The sequence below is a fragment of the Lewinella sp. IMCC34191 genome, assembly GCF_003390935.1.
Classification (GTDB): domain Bacteria; phylum Bacteroidota; class Bacteroidia; order Chitinophagales; family Saprospiraceae; genus Neolewinella.
In genome coordinates this window covers 402152-426786 of the sequence record NZ_QNQZ01000002.1, presented here as the reverse complement: position 1 = coordinate 426786, position 24635 = coordinate 402152, and the positions used below count along the sequence as shown (strand labels likewise).

Annotated in this window: 23 protein-coding genes; all 23 read left to right on the top strand. The window is 56.5% G+C overall.

Features of this window, described 5'->3' with window-relative positions; all coding sequences use genetic code 11:
• Position 1 precedes the first annotated feature (1 nt).
• The 23 genes from DRW39_RS06270 to DRW39_RS06160 all read left to right on the top strand — a co-directional run bounded on the left by DRW39_RS06270 (position 2) and on the right by DRW39_RS06160 (position 24632).
• Entirely contained in the window at positions 2-1141 is a 1140-nt protein-coding gene (locus DRW39_RS06270) for a glycosyltransferase family 4 protein (protein WP_116106161.1), read from the top strand.
• Entirely contained in the window at positions 1128-2300 is a 1173-nt protein-coding gene (locus tag DRW39_RS06265; protein WP_116106160.1) for a glycosyltransferase, read from the top strand. Before DRW39_RS06270 ends, DRW39_RS06265 begins: the two co-directional genes overlap by 14 nt.
• A complete protein-coding gene (locus DRW39_RS06260) occupies positions 2275-3255 on the top strand; it encodes a GNAT family N-acetyltransferase (RefSeq protein WP_116106159.1) in 981 nt (326 codons plus the stop codon). The genes DRW39_RS06265 and DRW39_RS06260 overlap by 26 nt, the downstream gene beginning before the upstream one ends.
• Positions 3256-3268: 13 nt before the next feature.
• Complete coding sequence (gene asnB, locus DRW39_RS06255; protein ID WP_116106158.1) at positions 3269-5179, top strand: asparagine synthase (glutamine-hydrolyzing); 1911 nt, start codon at positions 3269-3271, stop codon at positions 5177-5179.
• Between the two features lie 38 nt (positions 5180-5217).
• Positions 5218-6405, top strand: coding sequence for a hypothetical protein (locus tag DRW39_RS06250; RefSeq protein ID WP_116106157.1), 1188 nt, complete (start codon positions 5218-5220; stop codon positions 6403-6405).
• Complete coding sequence (locus tag DRW39_RS06245; RefSeq protein ID WP_157975963.1) at positions 6398-7378, top strand: polysaccharide deacetylase family protein; 981 nt, start codon at positions 6398-6400, stop codon at positions 7376-7378. The genes DRW39_RS06250 and DRW39_RS06245 overlap by 8 nt, the downstream gene beginning before the upstream one ends.
• Positions 7375-8517 carry a glycosyltransferase family 4 protein gene (locus DRW39_RS06240; RefSeq protein ID WP_198664804.1) on the top strand — a complete coding sequence of 381 codons (1143 nt, stop codon included), beginning with the start codon at positions 7375-7377 and terminating at the stop codon, positions 8515-8517. Before DRW39_RS06245 ends, DRW39_RS06240 begins: the two co-directional genes overlap by 4 nt.
• Before the next feature lie 11 nt (positions 8518-8528).
• Positions 8529-9230 (top strand): glycosyltransferase family 2 protein, encoded by a 702-nt coding sequence (locus DRW39_RS06235; RefSeq protein WP_116106154.1) that lies wholly within the window; start codon positions 8529-8531, stop codon positions 9228-9230.
• A 4-nt stretch (positions 9231-9234) separates the two neighbouring features.
• Entirely contained in the window at positions 9235-9573 is a 339-nt protein-coding gene (locus DRW39_RS06230; protein ID WP_116106153.1) for a DUF2304 domain-containing protein, read from the top strand.
• A gap of 316 nt (positions 9574-9889) precedes the next feature.
• Positions 9890-10972 (top strand): hypothetical protein, encoded by a 1083-nt coding sequence (locus DRW39_RS06225; protein WP_157975962.1) that lies wholly within the window; start codon positions 9890-9892, stop codon positions 10970-10972.
• 207 nt (positions 10973-11179) lie between these two features.
• Entirely contained in the window at positions 11180-12358 is a 1179-nt protein-coding gene (locus DRW39_RS06220; protein ID WP_157975961.1) for a hypothetical protein, read from the top strand.
• A gap of 273 nt (positions 12359-12631) precedes the next feature.
• The gene (gene tnpA / locus DRW39_RS22875) at positions 12632-12787 is read left to right on the top strand and encodes an IS66 family insertion sequence element accessory protein TnpA (RefSeq protein WP_116106150.1); all 156 of its coding nucleotides are present in this window, start codon (positions 12632-12634) and stop codon (positions 12785-12787) included.
• Positions 12788-12922: 135 nt separating this feature from the next.
• On the top strand, positions 12923-13273 hold the full coding sequence (gene tnpB, locus DRW39_RS06210; RefSeq protein ID WP_116106149.1) for an IS66 family insertion sequence element accessory protein TnpB: 351 nt from the start codon (positions 12923-12925) through the stop codon (positions 13271-13273).
• Positions 13274-13312: 39 nt separating this feature from the next.
• Entirely contained in the window at positions 13313-14539 is a 1227-nt protein-coding gene (gene tnpC, locus DRW39_RS22620; RefSeq protein ID WP_116106148.1) for an IS66 family transposase, read from the top strand.
• Entirely contained in the window at positions 14466-14795 is a 330-nt protein-coding gene (locus DRW39_RS22775; RefSeq protein ID WP_255419241.1) for a transposase domain-containing protein, read from the top strand. The genes tnpC and DRW39_RS22775 overlap by 74 nt, the downstream gene beginning before the upstream one ends.
• A gap of 275 nt (positions 14796-15070) precedes the next feature.
• Positions 15071-17800, top strand: coding sequence for a gliding motility-associated C-terminal domain-containing protein (locus DRW39_RS06195; protein ID WP_116106146.1), 2730 nt, complete (start codon positions 15071-15073; stop codon positions 17798-17800).
• 25 nt (positions 17801-17825) lie between these two features.
• Complete coding sequence (gene pseB, locus DRW39_RS06190) at positions 17826-18848, top strand: UDP-N-acetylglucosamine 4,6-dehydratase (inverting) (RefSeq protein ID WP_116106145.1); 1023 nt, start codon at positions 17826-17828, stop codon at positions 18846-18848.
• Entirely contained in the window at positions 18845-20020 is a 1176-nt protein-coding gene (gene pseC, locus DRW39_RS06185) for a UDP-4-amino-4,6-dideoxy-N-acetyl-beta-L-altrosamine transaminase (protein ID WP_116106144.1), read from the top strand. The genes pseB and pseC overlap by 4 nt, the downstream gene beginning before the upstream one ends.
• A complete protein-coding gene (gene pseF / locus DRW39_RS06180; RefSeq protein ID WP_116106143.1) occupies positions 20013-20690 on the top strand; it encodes a pseudaminic acid cytidylyltransferase in 678 nt (225 codons plus the stop codon). The genes pseC and pseF overlap by 8 nt, the downstream gene beginning before the upstream one ends.
• Positions 20687-21709, top strand: a complete 1023-nt coding sequence (gene pseG, locus DRW39_RS06175) for a UDP-2,4-diacetamido-2,4,6-trideoxy-beta-L-altropyranose hydrolase (RefSeq protein ID WP_157975959.1) — start codon at positions 20687-20689, stop codon at positions 21707-21709. Before pseF ends, pseG begins: the two co-directional genes overlap by 4 nt.
• 20 nt (positions 21710-21729) lie before the next feature.
• Positions 21730-22569, top strand: a complete 840-nt coding sequence (locus tag DRW39_RS06170) for a methionyl-tRNA formyltransferase (protein WP_198664803.1) — start codon at positions 21730-21732, stop codon at positions 22567-22569.
• 5 nt (positions 22570-22574) lie between these two features.
• Complete coding sequence (gene pseI / locus DRW39_RS06165) at positions 22575-23609, top strand: pseudaminic acid synthase (protein WP_116106140.1); 1035 nt, start codon at positions 22575-22577, stop codon at positions 23607-23609.
• Between the two features lie 102 nt (positions 23610-23711).
• Positions 23712-24632: a methyltransferase domain-containing protein gene (locus DRW39_RS06160; RefSeq protein ID WP_116106139.1), complete on the top strand. Its 921-nt coding sequence runs from the start codon at positions 23712-23714 to the stop codon at positions 24630-24632.
• The last annotated feature ends 3 nt before the right edge of the window (positions 24633-24635 follow it).

Genomic DNA, 24635 nt, shown 5'->3' with positions numbered 1-24635 from the left:
TATGACGATCCTACAACTCATCACCAGTCGGCAGACCCGGGGGGCGGAAACCTTTGCAATTCAGCTATCCGAAGCCCTCGCAGAGCGTGGGCACCGGGTAATCGTGGCCGGACTGTACGCACCCTCCGATACCCCTCCGACCATTGCCGAGGGGGTAGAAGTGGTGGACCTTTCCAGCCTGTTTCCACGGGCCGTGCCCTACTGGAGCATCCTGCGCGTGCTGGCCGACCTGATCAAGCGAGAGGAAGTGGACGTCATACAGGCCAACGCCTCGGATAACCTAAAGTACGCGGTGCTGAGCCGTCAGATTTTTCGGTGGAAAGCCTTTCTGGTATACCGCAATGCCAGCATTATGTCCGCCTGGGTATACAACGCGGTGCACCGTAACATCTACCGTTACGTACTCGGAAAGACAGACGCCGTGGCGAGCGTGAGCACCATGAGTAAGGAGGACGTACAGTCCACTTTCGGATTGCCGGAACGGAAGGTTCACCGCCTCACGATTGCCACCCCGGTGCCCAAAATAATAGACCATCGTGCGGCCAGGCACCGGCTGGGCGATCTTGCCGGGCAGACGCTGCCGAATTCAACTAGGCTGCTATTTCACGTAGGAGCATTTACGTGGGAGAAAAACCACGCAGGATTACTGCGGGTCTTTAGCCGGATAAAGGAACAGTATGGGGGGCAGGTGAAACTCGTCAGCATTGGTTCGGGACCGCTATTTGAAGAGATTACCGGATCCTGTACTGACCCGGATGTGATTTGGCTAGGTTACCGGACAGACGTTTTTGACCTTCTTCCGGCCGCCGACCTTTTTCTGCTGACGAGCCAGATAGAGGGTACCCCCGGAGTGGTGCTGGAGGCAGGTGCCAACCGTGTTGTTCCATTGTCTTTTACCGTCGGTGCGGTACGGGAGTGCCTACCCACTCAGCTCGGGGAGGCGTTGACCTTCCCCTTCGGTGACGAAGCCGCCATGGCCGCGCGGGCAGTCGAGCTATTGAACGACGGGGAAAAGCGGCAGGACTACGCGGACCGGATGCGGTCGTTCGTAGAAACGAATTTTTCCTTGAGCTCGGTTGCCGAGCAGTTTGAATTACTTTACCAAAAACAAAATAAGGTCACCCACCATGCCACGCATTAAGGTACTCCACATCATTAAGGGCCTGGGGCGCGGAGGAGCCGAAACGCTGCTGCCGGAAACCCTGCGGGTGCACGACCGCGAACAGTTTGACTTTCAGTACCTCTACTTCCTCCCCCACAAGGATCAGGTGGCCAAAGACCTGACGGCCATGGGTAGCCACGTCGACTGCGTACCGGCTACTACCTTCCCGGGAATGCTCACCTGCCTACCCGCCGTCCGCCGCATCGTCAACCAATCGGAGATTGACCTGATCCACTGTCATCTGCCGCTATCCGGAGTCATCGGTCGGCTGGTGAGCAAGCTGACCGGCGTACCGGTGGTCTATACCGAGCACAACATTCAGGAACGCTACAACGTGATTAGCCGTACGCTCAATCTGCGCACGCTGTCCGTCAACCAACAGGTGATCTGTTGCTCGCAGGATGTGCACGACAGTCTTGACCGCTACGCGCCCGAGCATTACCGCCCGAATATAGTGACGGTGGAGAACGGCGTGAACACCGAGCGTTTCTCTCCTGATTACGGAGAGCAGCGCGCCATGCGCGCTCAACTGGGCTTGCCGGTGGATAAGAAGATTATCGGTACGGTGTGCGTATTTCGGGATCAGAAGAACTTACTACTCTGGGTCGCGGCGGCCGCCAAACTTAGTGCCGGGGTGCCGGACCTGCACTTCGTACTAGTTGGCAACGGACCACAGGAAGAAGCCGTCCGGACCGCGATCCGTAAGGCCGGGATGGAGGACAAGTTCACGCTGCCGGGCCGGCTCCAGGAAGTGCGTCCCTGGCTGCGTAGTCTTGATGTCTATCTCATGACCAGCAAATTCGAGGGCTTACCGATTGCACTTCTGGAAGCTATGTCGATGCAGCTACCGGTGGTATCGTCGGGGGTGGGGGGCATTCCCGAAGCTATCCGTCACGGGCAGGAGGGCTACCTGGTAACGGAGGCAATCGACCGTCCGGAGGGCTACGTCGAAAACCTCCACAAGATACTTACGGACGAAAGCTTACGGGACAAGCTGGCCATAGGGGCGCGAACGCGGGTGCAGCGTTCGTTCAGCGTGCAGTACATGGCCGGTCGGTTAGAAAACGTTTACCGGGCGGCGGTAAAGTCAAATAAACCAAAATTGAGATTGCTTGAGCCTAAGTATCGTACCCTTTAGGGAAGAACACCTGGAACGGGTCGTGGAGCTATTCCTGCTCAGCCTCGGCGACGAGGGGGGAGTGCCGACGCCCGAATACTGGACATGGAAGCACCTCGACAATCCCTTCGGAGCTTCGCCCACTCTGCTCATGATGGACGGTGAGAAGCGGGTCGTAGGCATTCGCGCGTTCATGGCCTGGAAGTGGGTCCAGGGCGGGCGGGAGTACCAGGCCTACCGCTGCGTGGATACCGCTACTCACCCCGACTACCGGGGTAAGGGTATCTTCAAACAACTGACGCTGGACCTGCTACACCGTTTGGGACCCGAACGGGCCCAGTTCATCTTCAACACCCCCAACGAGATGAGTAAGCCCGGCTACCTCAAAATGGGGTGGGAGGAGGCGGGCAAGGTGCCCCTCTACCTACGCCCGGTAGTAGCCGGACTAATGGACGCAGACTTCCGACCCAACCCCGCCCACGCGGTCGACAGAAGCCTGGACGAACAGAAGCTTTCCCGGTTAATTCATGATTTTTACCGGCTTACGGACGGTTTCCTGAGTACAGTCTACACCCCGGAATACTTCCGCTGGCGCTACGCCGATATTCCGGACCTGACCTACTACCGCTACGGAATGAACGAGGGCGTACCCGGTGCGCTGTGCTACTACCGGCTCAAACTTACCGGAAAGATCCGCGAACTGCGCATTACCGACCTGCTGTACCGGGACACCGATCAGCTGCACCGACTGCTGAGTCAGCTCGGCGGAGTTGCCAGTGATGTGGGTGCCACGGCCATCAGCGTGCTGCGGCCGGCGGGTCTGGGCGGTGGCGGCCTTCTGCGCCACGGCTTCCTGCCATTCCCTCCCCGCGCCCTGTCGCTGACCAAACGGCGGATCGGTACAGACCCAATCTACGATAACCTGAATCCTGACGCTTCCTGGAACCTGAGTTCGGGTGCCGTCGAACTATTCTAAAGCCAGCTAGCCTATGTGTGGCATTTATGGTCTAATCCATTCCGAGCGGCTGAACGTCGAGAGTATCGACCGCAGGCTAACCCGCTTTTTGGGGCACCGGGGGCCGGACGCAATCAACTCGGTCACCCACGAGGGAGCCTACTTCTTTCATTCCAGACTCGCAATCCAGGATATTGCCTGCGGCCAGCAGCCGATGTACGCGGAGCATCACCTCATCGTATTCAACGGAGAGATATATAACCACCAGGACCTGCGTGAGGAGTACCGGCTCGACTGTAGTACCAACTCCGACACGGAAACCATTCTGAAACTCTACGCCCGGGTGGGAAACGAGACCTTCGGTCTGCTGGACGGGATGTTCGCCCTCGGCCTCTACGACCTGCGTTCCGGTCGACTCGTACTGGCGCGGGACCGGTCGGGCGAAAAACCGCTCTACTATCACTGCGGAATGAAAACAGGCTCCTTCAGTTTCTCCTCCGAGCTCAATGCACTCTACGTAGGTTGCCCCGAAGAATTGGTGGTGGACGAGGAGGAACTTCTGACCTACCTGCAGCAGGGTTTTTTCGTGCCCGGTACCTCGGTCTACGAGAAAGTGACCGAGGTAATACCCGGTACCTTCGTCACCGTAGACAGCGCCACCGCCCAACCCGTGCCCGAAGTGTACTGGGATCCCGCGGAGGCCTACCGGAACGGGGCAAGGAACCGTATTGACAGCGAGGAGGAGGCTCTGGAAGTGCTCGATGAAGTCCTGAGCCGTTCGGTCAAGCAACAGTTACTGAGCTCGGACATTGAGGTCGGCACCTTCCTCAGCGGTGGAATTGATAGCGGACTCGTCACGGCCCTGGCCACCAAGTTTAACAAGAATATCCGCTCGTTTACCGTAGCCTTCAGCGGGGAGTACGACGAATCAGAACTGGCTCGTCAATCAGCCGACTATCTAGGGACCATTCACCGGGAACTGCACATTGACTTTGGTGACCTAAAAGATCGCGTGCTAGACATATTTGGTGCCTACGGGCAGCCCTTCAGTGACGATTCGGCTATCCCTTCCTGGTTCGTCACCCAAGCCGCCAAGGAACACCTGAGCGTGGTACTTACCGGTGATGGAGCGGACGAGCAGTTCGGCGGCTACCGACGCTACGTGCCCCAGCGTTACCTGGACCCGTACACTAAGTCTTCCTCGGTGTTCTCTCGCGGTCTACGGTCGCTGATCGCCCCGAAGAGCCACGGCAGCCGGGGGGCGCGCAAGTTTCTGCACCGATTACTGGGCGCCTGGAACGAAAAAAACCTGTCTGGTACCTACCTCACACTGACGACCGACGCCTTCTACTCCTACCGGGATCGCTGTCTGAAGGAAATCCCCCCCCTCGGCGTACTGGAAGAACGATTACGGCTGGGACAATCGATGGAGGAGCTAGCCCCCCTGGATCGTGCCCTGTTCTACGACTTCTCCATCATGCTACCCGCAATGCTGCTGCCAAAAATGGATATCGCCGCAATGCAGAACGCACTCGAAACCAGGGCTCCCTTCCTCGGCAAAGAGATACTAGAGCTGGCTACCCGTCTGCACCCCAACCTCAAAATCAGGGGGGTGACAACCAAGTACCTCCTGCGCGAACTCTCTAAGCGTTATCTACCGGCATCCATCATCGGTCAGCCGAAGCGGGGATTTGAAATTCCGATTCACGATTGGCTGTCTCATACGCTGGCTCCGGTGTGGAAGGATATGGCCCTTTCCACCAACAGTCAGAGTCGCCGCTTACTACGCCCGGAGTACCTGAATCAGCTCACACGGACCGATCACGGCCTGCCCGAGGATCACTGGTCCAAACAGGCGATGACTATACTGGGGCTGGAAGCCTGGGAGTACCGGCGCCGACAACTCGGCGAAGCACGGCGGGAAGCCCCGATCTTTCATTCGTAAGGCCGTAGCTTTGCGGGGTACCACAAACGGAAGGTAAGATGACGGTAGTCCTGGCCCTAGTAGTTGTCGTTGTTGTAGCCTACTTGCTCATTAGTGCGTACAGCGACCAGGTGCGGCACTCTCAGCAGTTTGCGTGGGGACTGTTTTGCTATCATGTCCTTTTTGCGGTTGTGTATTACCTATATGCATTAGCAAAGCCTTCGGATTCCAAGGCTTATTACCGTATCGGGAGCAATGGTGTGCCTCGCCACTTATTTGGCGCTGATCCGGAAAGCGTAGGCTGGATCGATTTTTACGGTTTTGGCACAACGTTCATTGATTTTTTGGTTTATCCCTTTGTTTACTTACTCGGCTTTAGCTACGAGGCGGCCATGCTTTTATTTTCGGTTTTCGGCTTTGTGGGATTTTTCTTTTTTTATCTGCTATTGGCCGAGCGAACGGTATATCGGCACAAATTTTTCGGTATTGATGTAGTAGTGCTCATTTTTTTCTTTCCTATCGCCCACTTTTACAGCGCTTCTCTTGGAAAGGGTAGCGTTATCCTAGCAGGAATGGGTATGTTGTTTTACGGGCTTAACAACATGAGAGAAAGGCTACCCGTGCTCCTTATAGGGGCACTCATCGTTCTTCACATACGACCGCACGTTATGGGTGCGTTAATGGCCTCCGCGGTGGTGGGGGCAATAATTAGCAACAAAGGGCTTAAACTGTGGCAGAAAGTGGCTATTGTCGGAATTAGTGCGTTCGGGGCGGTGCCACTATTAGAAGTTGCCTTCGGGTCGGCAGGAATTGAATCACTTGATGTTGAAGAGGTACTCAGTGCGGCGGATAAAAGAGCCACCGACCACCTTAGTGCCAATTCTGCGGTAGACATCCAGAATTATTCCCAGCCGATGATTCTGTTCACCTTCCTCTTCCGGCCACTATTCGTTGATTCTCCTAACGCAATGGGCCTGATTGTAAGTTGTGAGAACCTACTTTATTTGATCCTTTTTATCAAAATTATTTCTTTGCGATTTGTTAAGTATTTTGTTCAGTCACCTTGGATGGTAAAGACTAGTTTTATTGCTTTCATCGTCATCAGTTTGGCTTTGGCGCAATTCTCTAGTAATTTAGGTTTGGCGACGCGTCAGAAGACTCAGGTAACCTACCTTTTCTTTATCGTCTTATTGTCCTATGCCGACTACTCCTACCGGCAGGAGCGTAAAGTTGTGATTGGTGAATAACGCCGGAGCCTTCATCATTTCGCTGGACTTTGAACTACACTGGGGAGTTTTCGATCACACTACCTTAGACGGTAAGAGTCGGGCCTACTTTCGTACCACCCGGGGACTGATTCCACCCACTTTACAGCTCTTCACGGACTACGGCATAGCCGCCACCTGGGCCACGGTGGGAATGCTTTTCGCCAATAGTAAAGAGGAGCTTCACCAATTACTTCCGAAGCACCGACCGCAGTACCGCAACCCCCAACTGGACCCTTATCGCCTGCTGAAGGAAGTGGGGGAGAACGAGGACGAAGATCCTTACCACTACGCTCCAAGCCTGATTGAGCAGGTGGCCGCCACGCCCGGGCAGAAGATCGGGAGCCATACCTTCTCCCACTACTACTGCCTGGAGGCCGGGCAGGATAGTGAAGCGTTTACCGAGGATTTGGAGAGTGCTCAGTTGGCAGCTACTCCCTATGGTCACGCGACTTCACTCGTTTTTCCACGCAATCAGTACCGGACGGACTATTTTCCTGCGCTCCGGCGCCATGGCTTTCAGGCGTTCCGTGGGAATCCGGACACCTGGTTCTGGCAAAGTCGTTCGGGTGAGGACACTACCTTATTTCAGCGGGCCGTACGACTGACCGACAATTATTTACCGCTAGCGAAATCCTGTTTTTTCGAAGGTGGAGCTGAAAATGATGGATTGGTTAACGTTCCGTCCAGTCGGTTCTTTCGTCCGTACCTTGCACACATCGATGGATTGGGGGGGCAACGGCTAAAAATCAACCGTATTAAGGGAGAAATGGAACGGGCGGCGCGATTGGGGAAAGCGTACCATCTTTGGTGGCATCCGCATAATTTGGCTACGGATCCCACCCGGAACATGAACGCCCTGGAAGAGATACTGAAAAAATTTGAACAACTCAACAAGAATTACGGATGGCAGAGTCACTCTATGGAGTCTTGGATCGAAGCCGGACGGAAATGAATGAAAGCGCACTAACGGGGAAGACGGTAGCGGTAGTCGTCAATACCAGTTGGAATATTTACAACTTTCGGAGTGGCCTGGTCCGATCGATTCAGCAGGCCGGAGCTCGGGTCCTTGCCGTAGCCCCTCCGGACGATTACTCCCAACGATTAGTGAGTGAACTGGGCGCCGTATTTGTCCCGCTGCGACGTCTTCGTCGCAAAGGAACTAACCCGGCACAGGACTTTGCCCTCACCCTGGAACTGATGAAGCTATACCGCCGCCACAACGTCGACGTAGCCCTGCACTATACTATCAAGCCGGTGATCTACGGCTCCCTGGCGGCCAAGATGACCAGGGTCGCGAATATCAGTACCCTCACTGGATTGGGGTACGCTTTCTTACAGGAAGGGATCGTCAATCGAGTGGCCAAGAAGTTGTACCGCCAGGCGTTGCGGTCGGCCTACTGGACTTACTTTCAGAACGCAGACGATCGGCAACTCTTTCTCTCCAGCGGTATGGTTGACCCTGAGCGATCCGGCGTGGTGCCGGGCTCCGGGATCGACACGGACCGGTTCAAGCCCACGGATCCAGTAGAATCGAACGACAGCGTCAGCTTTCTCTTTATCGGGCGCCTGCTCTATGATAAGGGGATTATCGAATTCCATGACGCGGCTACCTCGCTGCGTACGCGTTATCCGGAGGTTACTTTCCACGTCGTCGGAGGACTGGACGATGGGAATCCAAGCGGGGTGTCATCGGCCGTAGTAAAGGAGTGGGAATCTTCCGGAGACATCGTCTATCACGGGCAGGTGAGCGATACCCGCCCCTACATCGCCAACTCCACCGCGGTAGTACTTCCTTCCTACCGGGAGGGATTGCCCCGGGTCATGCTGGAGGGCATGGCGATGGCTAAACCCCTGGTGGCTTCCGACGTTCCGGGTTGCCGGGATACCATAGTTGACGGAATCAACGGCTATCTGGTAGAAGTGCAGAATGCGGTAAGCTTGGCGGAGGGTATGGAAAAGCTGATCCTAGCCTCGTCCGAGGAAAGAAGGCAAATGGGATTGGCGGGAAGAAAAATGGCCGAGGAAACCTTTGCGGAGCCGGTGATCGTCCGGCGTTACGTTGACCTGTTAACCCAAGCCTTAGCTTCCTGAACGCTGCCCCGATGGAAGGTGTAAAGGTCTCCTCTCAGGTGCTCGTACTCGTGCCGGTCTACAACGAGCAACCGGACGTTCTGGAGAAGACCATAGCCGCCCTGCGGGAAACGGGTGTCCGCATACTCATTATTGACGATGGTTCCTCTCCTCCCGTAGGTGACTGGATCGCTCCGGAGGTGGTACGACTCCGCCATTCGGTTAATCTGGGGCAGGGGGCCGCGCTGCAGACCGGCATGTCCTACGCCCGGGCCCGAGCCGATATTGAGGTCGTAGTGCACTTCGATGCGGACGGACAACATTCCCCCTCCACCCTTCCCGACCTGCTCAGGCCCTTGCAGGACGGTACGGCGGATATCGTTTTCGGCAGTCGTTTCATGCGCGCGGCCGACCGCCGGCAGATCCCCCTCCTTCGTCGTTGGACGCTTCAGCTGGGAAGAGTATTCAACCGGCTGGTGGCCGGCTGGTGGATGACGGACGCCCACATCGGCCTGCGGGCCATGAACCGACGGTCCTTCGACTGTATCGTGCTCCGCGAAAACCGGATGGCCTACGCCACCGAGTTGCTGTGGCAGATCAAAAAGCATAGCCTGCGCTGGAAGGAAGTGCCCGTTACCGTCGTCTATACGCCCTATTCCCGCGCCAAAGGGCAGTCTTCCTGGAACGCTTTCAAAATAGGGTGGAACATTCTGCTCAGACTAATTTACCGCTGATCGCATGGAGCCAATTCAACTACTGCTGCTTGCCGCCCTGCTTGCCATCGCGCTGGTGTATCTCCACCAGACCCGCAACCGTCTGGGCCCGATCCTCCTGCCCGGGTTAGTGCTGTCGCTAGGGGTGTTGGCCGTCTACGATCCGGACGGGACCACGGCAATCGCGAACTACCTCGGGGTGGGGCGGGGCGCCGATTTACTCCTCTACAGCACGGTAATAGGCTTCTGTGCGGCGCTCGTAATTATTTACGGCAAATTCCGTAGGCTTGACGAGCGCTATACCGAGGTGGTGCGGGAACTGGCGCTGTTGCGCGAGGCCGTTGAGCGCGGGGAACGTGGCTGAGCGGTACGCCGCGACGGGCTGGGTACTGGTACTGAGCTCGGTCCTGTGCATTCTTCCCTTTCTGATCTTTTGTGGATATTGGCATCCCGTCGGCACGCACGCTGTGGACTGGATCAGCAATTGGGGGGGCAAGTACGATAACATTGACTGGTGGGCGCAGCAGCTTGACTGGTACCGAACCACTATGGGTAGGTACAGTAGCACCGCTCTGCTCAGTACCGTTGAGCGTTGGTACCGGCTTCCCACCTTACGACTTGTCGTACTGTTGCTACACCTTTTGCTCGGAGGTGCACTGTACTATGTAATTTCCCCCTTATTGCGCGGATCAGGAATCAAGTGGGTGGCTACGCTCACCGTACTCGCGCTCTATTTGAGCCAGCTTAGTAATCCATACGATAGTCTGTACAGACTTACCGGACTGTTTATTTATCAGACCGGACTGATCGGCACCCTGCTACTGGCCGGCCTGTTGTGGAGAGGGAGATCGTATTTGGCTATCCCGGTGATCGTATGGACGGTAGGAACGAATGAAATCAGCCTGCTCCATACCGGGTTATTGGTAGGAAGCTACCTACTATTGACACCGGCCTGCCTTCGAAAACCGCAAGGGTGGGCGCTGATCCTGACTTGGGGCTTCTGTGCGGCGATCGCCCTCTTGGCACCGGGAAATTGGGTTCGGGCGGAGCTTTATTCGTCTGCCGCATTTTCAACTGGCGCACTGGTCGGAGTGACCATTGCCTCCGCGGGCTACCTGATGCTGACCTGGCTGTCCTCCACTACGCTGATTCCGTTGCTGGTGCTGGTTGCCTGTCTAGGGCCACGTATCGAATTAAGTCTTCGCCAGCGGATATTGGCGGTAGGGGCGGCGCTTGTCTTGCCGGTCTTGTCTCTGGCTCCCGTACTCTTCGCTACCCGCGGAGACAGCCTTCCCGAGGGCATCACCGACTGGCAGATCATCCCGACGGTGCTCCTCCTTGGTCTTGTCGCACTCAGTTTGCCGCGACCAAGATTGTCCCCCGCGGTAGGTGCCGCGCTGGCGGTATTCGTAGGTATGGCTAATCTCTTGGGTGGCCTAAGCGTGGATCGGGGACGTGAGGGCGGCCCCCGTAGCCCGGTCGAGCGTATGGTGATCGCCTCGCCACCGGGTGCCGCCTGGTGGCAACTGGCTACCGGAAAAGCACAGGAGTATGCGCAGTCCGTGGAACGGCAATATGAGGCCATCCTGACGTGCGAAGCAGGTACTTGTTTCGTGCCTCCGGTAACCGAGCTTTCCACTTTTCTGTACGCCCCCTCCTACGACCGGCGCATTAAGGCCCACGGCGATCCCTGGTTTGGATACTTAATGAACCGCCCGGATGTTATCGTCCTCTCGGCTCCTTCCAAGACGCGGGATCGATGATTCCCGTATCGGCTGCCGGTCAATCAGCCGTCGAATCGGGTAAAGAGCAGTGGCATATACAAAGGCCGGCGTAAATTGCACGGTAACCTCTGATCCGTAAATACATACATTGCTTCCAACCAATCCGATTTGCCGGCCGCCAAAATTCTTTTTTTAGCCAATTACTTTCCGCCGCGCCCTGCCGTAGCCGGCCGAAGGTTAGGACATTTGGCGAACTGGGCGAGTCAACATTGCGAGCAGGTCTTCGTAATCCGGGCCGACCGGCAGTTCGCGGGCGGCGACCTGCCTGATTTGAATGTCGTGGCCCTTCCTGCCCGCGATCTGCGCGCCTTCCTCGGCGGACCGGGGCCCGCGCATACGCTTCCGCACAACAGCTATCGGAAAAGGGTTTCCGGTCCGCTACTTCGCCTACGGCAGTCCTTCCCCTTTCTCTACCTTACCGATGACGGTGGCCCCGTCTACCGCCGGCAGGCCTACCAAGTTGCCGTGCGCCTTATCGAGGAACATGGCATTACCACACTATTTTCTTCCTTCCGCCCCTGGTCGGACCATCTCGTAGCCCGCCGCCTGAAGCAGCGGTATCCGCATTTGCACTGGATCGCTGATTTCCGCGACCTTCACGCCGATCCCGTAAGAAAGGACGTTTGGTGGCCTGCCCTGCAACGGTGGTGGGCCCGGCAAATCGTCGCGATGGCCGATGAGGTATGGGGCGTTTCCGAGGGACAGGTACAGTACCTGCGCGAACTGCATGCCGGCGCGACGGTACGACGAAACCGCTTATTCTCCCTCCCCCCGGCAATTACCGCCCCCCGGACCGAGCGCTTTACCATCGTTTATACGGGCAGCCTGTACGAAAGCCTGCAAACGATCAAACCGCTCGTAGACGCTATTAATACTTTGGTTACCCGGGGGGAGGTACGTGCGGATGACTTCGAACTAATTTACCGGGGCAAAGACGACGGCCTCTGGTCGGAATGGACGGCAGGGCTACACCCTAACGTACACTGTAACACCCGATCTTACATCGCACCCGCGGCGGCGCATAAGCTTCAATTGGAAGCTCAACTGTTGCTCTTGCTTACCTGGTCCGCCCCCGGATACTACGGGGTTCTCACCGCAAAACTTTACGACTACCTTTCAACCGGCCGTCCGATACTGGCGCTGGTCAATGGCCCGGATGACCCCGAGTTGCGCAATATCGTGGAAGGCAGCCATGCCGGTAGAGTCTACGCCGACGAAAGGCTTCCGACCGACTGGTTATTGGGCTGCTACCAGCAATGGCAAGAGAGTAAGGGGTGCATTCCCTGGTCGTCTGACCTAAAGTACATGGCCCGCTACCTAGAAGACCAACCGGTAGGTACGCGTAGTGACTACGCTGAGGAGTAATTCGTTGGCTGCTACGCCGAAATAATTCTGCTTCGCCTAGGCACGCGGGTGCCACCTGGCTACCCGCGCTTGCAAATAGCCTTGTCTACTACCGCCCCGAACAGTGGACGGTACCCGCCGTCCTCCTATTTCTCTTCCTCGTCGCCAGCGTCTTTAAGGACGTGATGAATTTCCGGGGATTGTGGGTAAGCGTCCGAGCAACCCCGTCTTGTTTAAGAGGTATAGTGAGCGAGAGCTTTGCGGGCAAAAGCAAGCGTGGATAAATCAAGTCGTATGTATGCCCTGGTCGAGCATCAAGCCAGTTCGGGCCATTCGATTAAGGATTTCTGCGCCGAGGCGGGGATCAGCTACGCTACCTTCCATTATTGGCGTAGCAAGTTCCGGCTCTCAGGCAGGCGCCTTCGGCCGATGAGGGCTTCATTAGTCTAAAGTGTTCGCCGCCGCCCCCTGAGTTAGCGGCGGCGGCTACCCTGGAAGTCAGCCTGACAGGAGGATTACGCCTGTCGTTTTCGGATAGTGACCCAGAGCGGCTGGCCGACTTGTTGCACCGCCTGGATCAGCGGTATGCTCAGTTTTAGTTCTCGCCAGCGCTACTTTCTCTACCGGGGAGCCACCGATATGCGCAAAGGGTTCAACGGCCTGAGCGGGCTGGTACGCCGCTACCTGAAGCAGGGTACGCTACTCAGCGGAGATGTCTTCATTTTCCTGAATAAGCGGCGTGACCGCATCAAGCTGCTGGTCTGGGATCGCGACGGCTGGGTGGTCTGGTATAAGGTTCTGGAACGGGGAACCTTTGAGTTGCCCCGGGCTGAGGGGGACAGTTTGGAGCTCTCCTATACCGATCTGCAACTGCTGCTGGCGGGCATCGAAATCACCTCCGTCAAACGGCGAAAAAGGTACGCTTCCGCGGCCTGATCCAGGGCGGTTTTTCGTATTTTGTGCTCCGTGGGAGCCATGGTATCCAAGGCGGAATACGACGAGTTGGCGGGTAGGTATAACACCCTGCGCCACGAGTTCGACCAGCTGAAGAAGATGATCTTCTCCGCCAAGTCGGAGCGGTTCGTTGGCACCCAGGTTGCGCCCGAACAAATGGCTCTGTGGGATCAGCCGGCTAAAGCCAACGGCGAGTCCGCCGTCACCCAGCGGATAGCTTACCAGCGCAAACGTAAACCGTCCCACCCAGGCCGCAATCCGCTGCCGGATGGTCTGCCCGTGGAGGAGATCGTTCTGGAACCGGAGGGACAGGACACCGAAGGGCTGGCGTGCATCGGCCAGGAAGTCACCGATACGCTCGACTATCGTCCGGCTACGTTGGTCATCATCCGGCGTATCCGGCCGAAGTACGCCCGGGAGGAAGCCGACGGCTCCACGACGGTAATCATCGCCGACTTACCCAGCCGACCGATCGATAAAGGCATCCCGGAACCGGGGCTGCTGGCGGAGATCTGCGTGGCCAAGTACGTCGACCACCTGCCCTTTTACCGCCAGATCATGCGCTTTGAGCGCGATCACGGCTGGGTGGTGCATAAAGCCACCGTCGGCGACTGGTTCGCGGCCACCTGCAGCCTGCTCGAGCCACTTTATCAGCAACTGCTGCGCACGGTAGTTGCCGCGGATTACCTGCAGGTGGACGAGTCGACGATCAAGGTACTGGCTTCGGAAAAGAAAGGAAAAGCGCACCTGGGCTACCAGTGGGTCTATCGGGACCCTGGATCTGGCTTGGTGCTCTTTGACTACCGTAAAGGGCGTGGGGTGCACGGCGTGATGGAAAGGCTGGCGGAGTTTACGGGCTATCTACAGACGGATGGGTACAAATCCTACGAGACCTACCTGCGCAAGCACCCGCAGGTCACGGGCGTGAGCTGCCTGGCGCACATCCGGCGCAAGTTCTTCGACGCCCGCGAGCAGCATCCGCAACTAGCGGAACTGGCGCTGGCGGCCATTGGCTTTCTCTACCACGTGGAGGCGCACTGCCGACGCCAAAACCGGTCGGCAGCCGAACGGCTGGCCCTGCGCCAGCGGATAAGCCTCCGGTGTACGAAGCCCTGTTGGAATGGGCCAGGTACGAGCAGCGCAACAACCTGTCGAGCGGGGCCTCGGCAAGGCCCTGAAGTACGCCAAAGATCAATTACCCCGTCTGAAGCCCTGCTTCGCCGACGGTCGGATAGAAGTGGACAATAACTTGATCGAAAACTCCATCCGACCGCTGGCGCTGGGCCGGAAAAACTACCTCTTCGCCGGCTCCCACGCCGGGGCGCAGCGGGCGGCGATGCTGTACTCTTTCTTTGCCAGCTGTAAAAGACTGGGGGTCGACCCTCGCAACTGGCTGCGGGACGTCTTGGAACGCATCGCAGACCATCCAGTCAACCGCCTGGAGGAGCTACTGCCGCATCAGTGGGCCATGGCTAACGCGCATGCCGGTACGGAAGAAGAGTGAAGTGAGCAACACGGGGTTGCTCGGACGCTTACGATTGTGGGTATTGGTGGGGTTATATTTGGCTGATCACCAAGTACGAGCGGCCGGGCGGGAGCTTCCCAGCAGGCGATGAAGCCTTCGGGGAGAGTTCCCCGCAGCCCAGCAAAGTTGCCCTTCTCTCGCGCCCCGGCATCCTAATCAATGGGTTTCCGACGCAATAGCTATCTTTAATGGCGTTTACAATATTGCGGCTATTGCCAGTTTGATATTACGCCCCCCAGTTATTCCTCACCAGTATGAAGCTCTTAGCTGTTTTTGTAAGCCTGCTATTAGGTACGACTCCCCTGTTTGCACAATTCGGCCAGCATACCTGGTTCATAGGTGACGATACCCCGGGAGCCCAAACCGGCATACGGTTCGGGCTGGCGGATAATCAGCCCCGGGATTACAGTGGTGTCCGGTTCCCGCTGCAATTGAATGAGAATAATATGATCGTTTCCGATGGAGCATCGGGGGAGGTCATTTTCTATACCGACGGTCTGCAGATAGTGGATGCCAGCCACCAGCTCATGCCCAACGGGTCCGATTTAGGCGGTACGCCCTCCAATAACTATGGCACATCGGTGGTGTACGACCCGGCGGGGTGTCGTTCGTACTACCTGTTCTCTGGAGAAGATGAGACGTTCCCGGCACCACGGGCCCTCTATTACAGCAAGATCGATATGGACCTTCCGGGGAACGGGACGTTGGATCAGCCGTTAGGTGATGTCGTAGCTGGTGAGAAGCGGGTCCGGATAATGGACGCGGACGTCGATATAGCACAGGGGTTGTTTGCCTTACCCAAGGCCAACGACAGCAAGGAAAGCTGGCTATTCGCCGCGCAGCGTGACGGGAACGTGCTCTTGCAGTTTGAAGTTACCGCTTCCGGTGTACGGCTGGTAGCGGAGTATAGCTTATCCCACCTGCTCAGGGAAGAAATCGCGGAGGACGATCCGATTTTAGGTTTTCGAATGGCGTACTATCCCGATTTAAGCACTCAGGGCAGACTGGTGATTGCCGTATCCCGCAAAATGGACGAGTCGGAAGCTCCGATTGGCTACGTGCGCTTCGATCCCGAGCTAGGGCAGATTCTGAATAACCAGGCCACAATCATTACCAATGATGTCCGGTGGACCTACGACGTGGAATTCTCCCCGGACGGGTCCAAGCTCTACTACACCGAATATTTTGGAAACCGGCTCCGCCAGTACGATTTTGACACCGAAACGCTAACCACTGTGGCTACCTCGACCCACGGCGGGCGAACCGGAGGGCTGCGGTTAGCCCCTGACGGGGCCATTTACTGGGCCAACGCTTATAGTTATTTCAACGGTTCTCGTGTTCCGGGACTGGCCCGGATCAATGCCCCGAACGTTGCCGGCACGGATTGCGACGTTGAGTTCGATGCCATCACTTTCCCCCCGGCTAATCGGCCGCTGTGGTTGGGAGCGCTGCCCACCTTCGGAAGTTTTCCAACACCTTTCGAGGCAAGCGCCACCGGTACGGCAAGCTGCGATCAACCGAATGGAGAAGCGGAAGCCCTGGTCAACAGAGGTAACGCGGCGGACTACAACTACGCCTGGGACAACGGAGAGCAAACGCAGCGTGCGGTCAACTTGTCCGAGGGCATCCATACGGTAAGCGTGACGGATGCCGCGGGATGTACCCAGACCGCCGCGGTCATCGTCGAGGGGGGAACCGAACTGTCGTCCGATGACTTTCGTGTCGAAGAAGTGGACGATTCCTCCTGCACCGAAGAGGCTGACGGTAGACTACGTGTAGACCACCCCGCGTTCTTGGCCGGAGAGGGATACACTGTTTATTTTACGTTTGACGGTCGGCTAGATACCCTTGACGCCGTGGTTGATGCCACCGGACAACTGCTACTAACACCACTGCGACCGGGGCTTTTCGAGGACCTGACGGTGGTCGCGCCGGGTGGCTGCGAGGGCATGGTGCCCGGTCAATTTACTATCTCGTCCGTAAATTTCCTCGACGCTCCGGTAATCGAACAAACCGGCGGCACCTGTGCTGGAGATACCTTGCTGCTTAACGTGGCGACACCCAATCCGGATGCCACCTTCACCTGGACGGCCCCCGATGGATCCACGTATAGAGGAGACCGCCTGCAATTGGAGAACCTGAACGCCTCTACCGCCGGGGTTTATACACTACAGGAAGTCGTGGCCAACTGCTCCAGTCCCGTCGTCGAAACCAGCGTGTCCGTTGCCCCCCTTCCCGAACCGATCGGTACGGATACGCTGTCCTGTAACACCGAGCTCAACCTGCCGTTTACCTCAACTTTTCAACCCGTGCGCTGGGACGATGGTGCCCCCCCAGGACCCCGTACCGTGTCCGAGAGCGGCACTTATTCCTTTGTGTTTACGAATGCCGCGGGGTGTAGCTTACGGGATAGTTTCACCGTGACTCTGGCCGATGCAATAGCTGTGTCCCTTCCCGAAGACTTGACGGTAGCGGAATGTAGCTTGGTAATGCTGGAGTCTGGTATCACGGACTCCACGAACCTGGACATTCAGTGGTCGGGAGATTTTGCTATTTGTGCGGGATGTACGGCACCGATCATCTTTGTCGATACGATGGGTACGGTTACGCTGGAGGTTATGGACTTGCGTACCGGCTGCCTGGCAGTAGATAGTACCCAGATCAGCATCATCGCGAATCGTGACTTATACATACCGAATGCCTTTTCACCCAACGGCGACGGCACGAATGATGTCTTTACCGTCTTTTCCCGCAAGCCAAATACCGTGGTACAGCGCATGGACATCTACGACCGATGGGGCAATGCTATCTTTCACCGCGAGGCCTTCGCCGCAAACGATGTCTTGGTAGGGTGGGACGGCCGTGGACTGCCACTGGAAGATGGCGATCCGTTTAACAATGAGGTCTTTGTGTACGTCGTGACCGTGCGGTTATCCGATAATAGAGAGCTGGAGCGAACTGGCTTCGTACACCTGATCCGTTAAGGGATTTTCTTACCTTCGTCCGTCCATGGAAAAGCTTAACCTGAACGGAAAATCACTGCTAATCACCGGGGGGACGGGGTCCCTCGGAAAAGCCCTGACGCGCCGGATTTTTGCCGAGTGGCCGGACATCCGCCGTCTGGTCATCTTTAGTCGTGACGAGCAGAAGCAATTCGTCATGGCGCAGGAGTATTTGAACGCCAGCTACCCGGCGATTCGCTTTTTCATTGGCGACGTTCGCGACCGCGAGCGGCTGGTCCGGGCCATGCAGGGGATCGATTACGTGATCCACGCCGCGGCCATGAAGCACGTTCACCTCGCGGAATACAACCCCTCGGAATGCATCAAGACCAACGTGGGTGGGGCCGAAAATGTCATCTACGCCTGCCTGGAGACGCAGGTGCAGCGGGTGGTGGCATTGAGTACGGATAAGGCCTGCGCGCCGATCAACCTGTATGGCGCCACCAAGCTGACGAGCGATAAACTCTTCATTGCCGCTAACAACATCAAGGGTAAGAATCCCATCCGCTTCTCCGTAGTCCGCTACGGAAACGTAATGGGGTCCAATGGCTCGGTCATTCCCTTCTTCCTGAACCGCCGCGACGGCGAATTTCTCCCCATCACCGATCCCCGGATGACGCGCTTCAACATCAGCCTGGATGGGGGAGTGGACATGGTTTTTCACGCCCTGGCAAATGCCTGGGGCGGGGAAATTTTCATCCCGAAAATTCCAAGCTATCGCATCACTGACGTAGCCGAAGCCATCGCGCCCAAATTGGAGCAGCGGGTAGTTGGCATCCGGCCGGGCGAGAAGATCCACGAAGAGATGATCACGCCCTCGGATAGTTTCTATACCTACGATATGGGGAAGTACTACGCCATCATTCCGTCGGTCCCCAACTGGAATTTGGATACATTTAAGGATCATTTCGGGGCCGAACTGGTACCGAATGGGTTCAGCTACAATTCGGGGAGTAATTCCGAGTGGGTAACCGTCGAGCAGCTGCGGTCCTTCATTTCCGAGCACGTCGATCCAACTTTTTCGGTATGAGCGAGCACGCCATTCCCTACGGCCGTCAGCACATTACGGACGAAGACATCGCCGCCGTAGCCGAGGCGCTGCGGTCCGACTATCTCACCACGGGGCCACGCGTGGAAGAGTTCGAAGCCAAATTCGCCGAATACATTGGTGTCAAGTACGCGGTGGCGGTCGCCAACGGAACGGCGGCGTTGCATTTATGCACGCTGGCTTTGGGGGTCCATGCCGGATCGCGGGTCATCACCACCCCGATCACTTTCGCCGCCAGTGCAAATTGCGTGCGTTACTGTGGGGGCGAGGTCTGGTTCGCCGACATCGATCCCGATACGCTCTTGCTCGATATCGAGAAGGTCCGCGAGCTGATCGAAAGCAAACCCGCCGGCTATTTCCAGGGCGTGATTCCCGTCGACTTCGCCGGCTATCCGGTTGACCTGGAGGCGTACCGGCATCTGGCGGATCAACACGGTCTATGGATCATCGAGGATGCCTGTCACGCTCCCGGCGGTTATTTTACCGATAGCGGCGGAAGGCAGCAGTGGTGCGGCAACGGTGCATACGCCGACCTGGCCATTTTCAGTTTCCACCCGGTCAAACACATCGCCAGCGGGGAGGGTGGGATGGTCACCACCAACGATCCGGAGCTTTACGAACGTCTCCGGGTACTACGAACTCACGGTATTACGCGCGACCGCGGCAACCTGCGCTACCCCGATCACGGCGGTTGGTATATGGAGATGCAGCAGCTCGGGTACAATTACCGTATTCCCGACATTCTATGTGCGCTGGGTATCAGCCAGCTGTCCCGGGCGGAAGCCGGCCTGGACCGCCGGCAGAAAATCGCAAATCTGTACGATGAGGCTTTCCAGGGTATGCCCGCCAATCAACTTCGTGCGCATGGTATTCCGACCGATGGCATTCGGCACGCCTTTCACCTCTACGTGGTCGAAGTGAATGACCGCCTCGGTCTCTACGATTACTTGCGCGAACACGGGATCTACGCCCAAGTCCACTACGTACCGGTCCACACCATGCCTTATTACCGGGATATCGGGTACGAAGCCGCGGACCTGCACCACGCCGAAGATTACTACGCCGGGGCGCTCAGTTTGCCAATGTATCCATCCCTGACACAGGAGGAACAGGAATACGTAATCGAACGCGTGAAAGGCTTCGTCGGTGGGTAGCATCGCCATCATTCCGGCCCGGGGGGGCAGTAAAAGAATCCCCCGAAAGAACATTCGTGACTTCCTGGGAAAGCCCATTATCTCTTACTCTATCGAAGCGGCTCGCGATAGCGGGCTCTTTTCAGAAATTATGGTTTCCACTGATGACGAGGAAATTGCCGAGGTAGCTCGTGAGTACGGTGCTACCGTTCCGTTTTTACGGAGCGAGAAGACCGCCGATGATTTTGCTACCACCCTGGACGTGCTGCGCGAAGTGCACGAAACCTACGACCGGTCATTTGACCTGGCGTGCTGTATCTACGCCACCGCTCCCTTTGTCACTGCTCCTTTGCTACACCGCGGCTTGCATACGATAACACAGGATGACCGGGATTCGGTCTTTCCCGTTCTGGCCTTTTCCTCACCGATTCAGCGGGCACTGTACCTCACCGAGGATCAGCGAGTGGCTATCCTGTCGCCTGAGTATTTACAAACCCGATCGCAGGACCTGCAACCCTGTTATCACGATTGTGGTATGTTTTACTGGTACCGGCCGGACCGAATCCTGGGTCCGGGGAAATTGTGGACCGATAACTCCGGCTGTATTCTGCTGGGAGAAATGGAGGCCCACGATATCGATACCGAAATGGATTGGCGGATAGCTGAATTTAAATACCAACTGAATCATTGAAGAGCGCAGCAATCGTCATATTTCGCACGGATGGCAACGAGTCAATAGGACTCGGGCACCTGTACCGCTGCCGGGCGCTGGCCGAAATGCTTTCTTCTGCTTTTCCCTGTTACCTGGCTTTTCGGCACCTTCCTTTTGACCTCCGGCCCGAACTGACGCAACCCTACCACGCTAGTTTAGACCTGTCGGACATTCGGGCGGCGGAGGAAACAGACGCTATACTCACCTGGGGCAGAGCACAAGGGGTAATGGCGCCGAATTGTACAATCATTGTGGTCCTGGACGGCTATCACTTCGATACGGCATACCAAGCGAAATGGAAAGAATCTCGGATTCCACTCGTCTGTATTGACGACATTCATACCCATCACTTTGTAGCTGACGTCGTCATCAACCATGCGGGAGGGGTGACTCCTGATGACTATTCGGCAGAACCCGGAACGAAATTCTGCCTCGGACCCCGCTATGCTTTGCTGCAAAGACCATTCCGTACCCGGGTGCCTGCCCAGATCGCCGCGCAAGACGACCGTATCTTTATTTGCCTGGGAGGGGCAGATCCGCCCAATGCGACGCTATCGGTACTCCAAAAGTGTGTATCCGTTTTCCCCGCGTCCTCCTTCGAGGTGGTACTGGGCGGAGCTTATTTACACGAGGAAGAACTGGTCCATTATCTGGACCGGACAAAGGCCGATATTCGTTTGCACCGCAATCTTACAGCGGGGGCTATGGCCGATCTAATGCGGGAAAGCCACTCGGGCATAACTTCCCCCAGCACGGTCAGCTTTGAATACCTGAGTGTCGGCGGGCTGCTGTACCTGTACCCGATTGCCGATAACCAGGCCTCCATTTATACCTATTATCTACGGGAAGGAGTTGCCTTTTCTTTCACCGACAGCTTTCCCGTACTCGATCCAGAACGGGTCGCGGAATCGATCGAACGACAAACCCGGCTATTCGATGGGCACTCCGCTGAACGCTTTCTAGATTTGTTTCATTCATTAGCCGAAGAATGCGCATAACGCTATTAATAAGTGGGGGTTTGGGATATGCCGCTTTGCAGGCACTCCACGCTCAATACGAGGTCGCCTATGTATTTACGGACCGGCAATCTCTGGCTATCCACGAATACTGTACGGCGGCTGGATTACCCGTATTTATGGGGAATCCCCGGGGCGGAAGGGCACGCGACGTTCTCCCCGCGGCCCGGTGTGATGTCCTCTTGTCTATCAACTACTTATTTTTAGTCGAGGAAGATATACTGGCGGTGGCCAACCGCTACGCCATTAACCTGCACGGCTCTCTCCTTCCCAAATACCGGGGAAGAACCCCTCACGTGTGGGCAATCATCAATGGCGAAAAAGAAACCGGTGTCACGGCCCACCTCATGACACCGGCCTTGGATGCCGGAGATATTGTAGGGCAACGGAGCCTGAATATTCGACCGGATATGACGGGCGCGGACATACTTGCTGCCTACCAGAACATGTATCCCCAACTGCTGGGGGAGGTGTTAAACAAAATCGCAGCCGATACCCTCACCCTCCAGGCCCAGGATGAAACCCGGGCGACCTATTTCCCCAAGCGAACGCCAGAGGATGGCCGCATCAACTGGGGCTGGTCGCGGGAAAGGGTCCGAAACTGGGTCAGGGCGCAGGCACCGCCTTATCCCGGCGCGTATTTCGAGGTAAACGGGAACAGGGTAACTGTCCATTATGCATTTCCCTCGTCCTTGGGATTCCGGCACGAACAGCCGGACGGTACCCTCCTGGCGGTGGTCGGAAGTGACCTGGAAGTGAAACTGGCCGACGGGGTACTTCGAATCGGTCCGGTACCGGACGGTACCTCTTTACGGTCCCTTATTGGAAAAACATTGAGCTGAAGAACATGAAGATTGGCAATTATACCATTGGTCCGGATTCTCCCCCCTTCATTATTGCCGAAATGTCCGGTAATCACAACGGGGAGCTCAGCCGGGCACTTGACTTGGTGGACGCAGCGGCTGCCGCGGGTGCCCACGCCCTGAAGTTGCAGACCTATACGGCGGATACACTCACTATCGACGCCCGTGGCGGGCTCTTCGATATCACCAATGAGGATTCACTCTGGAAGGGAAAAAACCTGTACGATCTCTACCAGGAAGCCCATACGCCGTGGGAATGGCACGAACCAATTTTCCGCAGGGCGAAGCAGTTGGGAATGATCGCCTTTTCGTCCCCCTTCGATGAAACGGCGGTCGACTTTCTCGAAGATCTGGACGTGCCGGCCTATAAAATCGCCTCCTTCGAAAGTGCCCATCATCCCCTGCTGCGCAAGGTTGCGGCTACCGGTAAGCCCGTCATTATCAGTTCCGGGGCTTCCCGGTTAGACGATTTATACGAATCCATCCAGGTACTTAAGTGCGGCGGAGCGCAGGAAATATGTGTACTCAAATGCACGAGTACTTACCCCGCTACCCCGGCCACCACGAACTTGCGGACCATTCCGGTCTTCCAATCCATCTTCCCGGACTGTCAGATAGGTTTGTCCGATCACACAATGGGACTAGGCGTTTCCGTCGCAGCGGTTGCCCTGGGAGCGACTGTAATCGAAAAGCATTTCACCCTACGCCGTGCTGACGGTGGGGTGGATAGTGCTTTCAGTATGGAACCGCAAGAGCTAAAAGCGCTGGTTACGGAAACCGAGCGGGCTTGGCAGGGCCTCGGTGTCGTACAACTTGACACTCAGAAGTCGGAGGAAAAAAGCCGACAATTCAAGCGCTCAATTTACGTGGTTGCCGATATTGCGGCCGGGGATATCTTTACCGATCAGAACCTCCGGGTCATTCGGCCGGGTGACGGCATGGCCCCCAAATTTTACGAGAAAATTATTGGTACCCGGGCGGCTCGCGCCTACCAGCGGGGCACCCCATTCCATCGGTAAGAAAAAGCCTGGATCAATCTGCCTGCTGCCCTTTGCCCGGTGGCCCCCAAAAGATTCTACCTTTAGGCTTCACCCCGGGGTGAACTAAAGTTATTTAATTCTATGGTCACCATTTCCAGCGATGAACTCCGTTTATCAGGCGAACTTACCGAGTACCTGGGTGATCCCGGATTGGTGGTTGTTTACGGGGCGGGAGAGCAGACTTGGTTGCGGACAATGAATTTCGCACTTTGGCCCAAGATTTTAAAACGGATAGCCTTCGACAGAAGGGTTCTCATTGCGCGGCGCGGAAAGCGGATATCCGGTACCGAGATGGGGTATCGTATCCTCTTTAATAAGGGTTCCGACGGATTGACCCATAATTACCGAACCATAAATTATGGATCCCGCATTCTTCTTTTTTCCTCTCAGAGTGATAACGTAGCCCTAGATCGCGAACAGTTCTGGAAAAACATTGCCGGTTACCACGAGCACCTGGATGTGGATTTGCAGAAGGAAGATGTCAAAACCCGAACCCAGTGGCTAGCAAGCGAGATAAACGCTTACCAACCTGACTCGGTGCTCGAGCTTGGCTGCGGGGGCGGCAGAAATCTTTACTTTATCCAGCAGGCTAACCCCGACTGCAACCTATACGGTGTGGAAATCAACCCCGCTGCCGTACAAGTCGCCCAAAATCTGCTCGGCCCGAATTTTAAGCTACTGTCGTCCAGCATCTACGATCTTGAAGCGATCGAAACGGATTCGGTCGACGTAGTCTTCACCTCCGGCGTGCTGATGCATATTTCGGGTGACAAATTGCCGGAGATCACGGCAAATATTAAGCGAATAGCCCGGAAGGCTATTATTCACTACGAGTTACACGGACCCAGCCATACGTTTGACTTTCACCGCTATCCCCGCGATTACGGAAAACTTTATCCAGATTTCCGGGAGGAAGCCCGCTACGAAGTCTTCGACCGCCAGGACTTTCGCAACGCCGGAACGGAATCGTTTCACCACTGTCTGTTGAAGATCCCCCTGTAGGCC

Coding starts and splice junctions, on each gene's coding strand:
- DRW39_RS06270 (WP_116106161.1), top strand. CDS start 2: ATGACGATCCTACAACTCATCACCAGTCGGCAGACCCGGGGGGCGGAA.
- DRW39_RS06265 (WP_116106160.1), top strand. CDS start 1,128: ATGCCACGCATTAAGGTACTCCACATCATTAAGGGCCTGGGGCGCGGA.
- asnB (WP_116106158.1), top strand. CDS start 3,269: ATGTGTGGCATTTATGGTCTAATCCATTCCGAGCGGCTGAACGTCGAG.
- DRW39_RS06250 (WP_116106157.1), top strand. CDS start 5,218: ATGACGGTAGTCCTGGCCCTAGTAGTTGTCGTTGTTGTAGCCTACTTG.
- DRW39_RS06240 (WP_198664804.1), top strand. CDS start 7,375: ATGAATGAAAGCGCACTAACGGGGAAGACGGTAGCGGTAGTCGTCAAT.
- DRW39_RS06235 (WP_116106154.1), top strand. CDS start 8,529: ATGGAAGGTGTAAAGGTCTCCTCTCAGGTGCTCGTACTCGTGCCGGTC.
- DRW39_RS06230 (WP_116106153.1), top strand. CDS start 9,235: ATGGAGCCAATTCAACTACTGCTGCTTGCCGCCCTGCTTGCCATCGCG.
- tnpA (WP_116106150.1), top strand. CDS start 12,632: ATGTATGCCCTGGTCGAGCATCAAGCCAGTTCGGGCCATTCGATTAAG.
- tnpB (WP_116106149.1), top strand. CDS start 12,923: ATGCTCAGTTTTAGTTCTCGCCAGCGCTACTTTCTCTACCGGGGAGCC.
- tnpC (WP_116106148.1), top strand. CDS start 13,313: ATGGTATCCAAGGCGGAATACGACGAGTTGGCGGGTAGGTATAACACC.
- DRW39_RS06195 (WP_116106146.1), top strand. CDS start 15,071: ATGAAGCTCTTAGCTGTTTTTGTAAGCCTGCTATTAGGTACGACTCCC.
- pseB (WP_116106145.1), top strand. CDS start 17,826: ATGGAAAAGCTTAACCTGAACGGAAAATCACTGCTAATCACCGGGGGG.
- pseC (WP_116106144.1), top strand. CDS start 18,845: ATGAGCGAGCACGCCATTCCCTACGGCCGTCAGCACATTACGGACGAA.
- pseI (WP_116106140.1), top strand. CDS start 22,575: ATGAAGATTGGCAATTATACCATTGGTCCGGATTCTCCCCCCTTCATT.
- DRW39_RS06160 (WP_116106139.1), top strand. CDS start 23,712: ATGGTCACCATTTCCAGCGATGAACTCCGTTTATCAGGCGAACTTACC.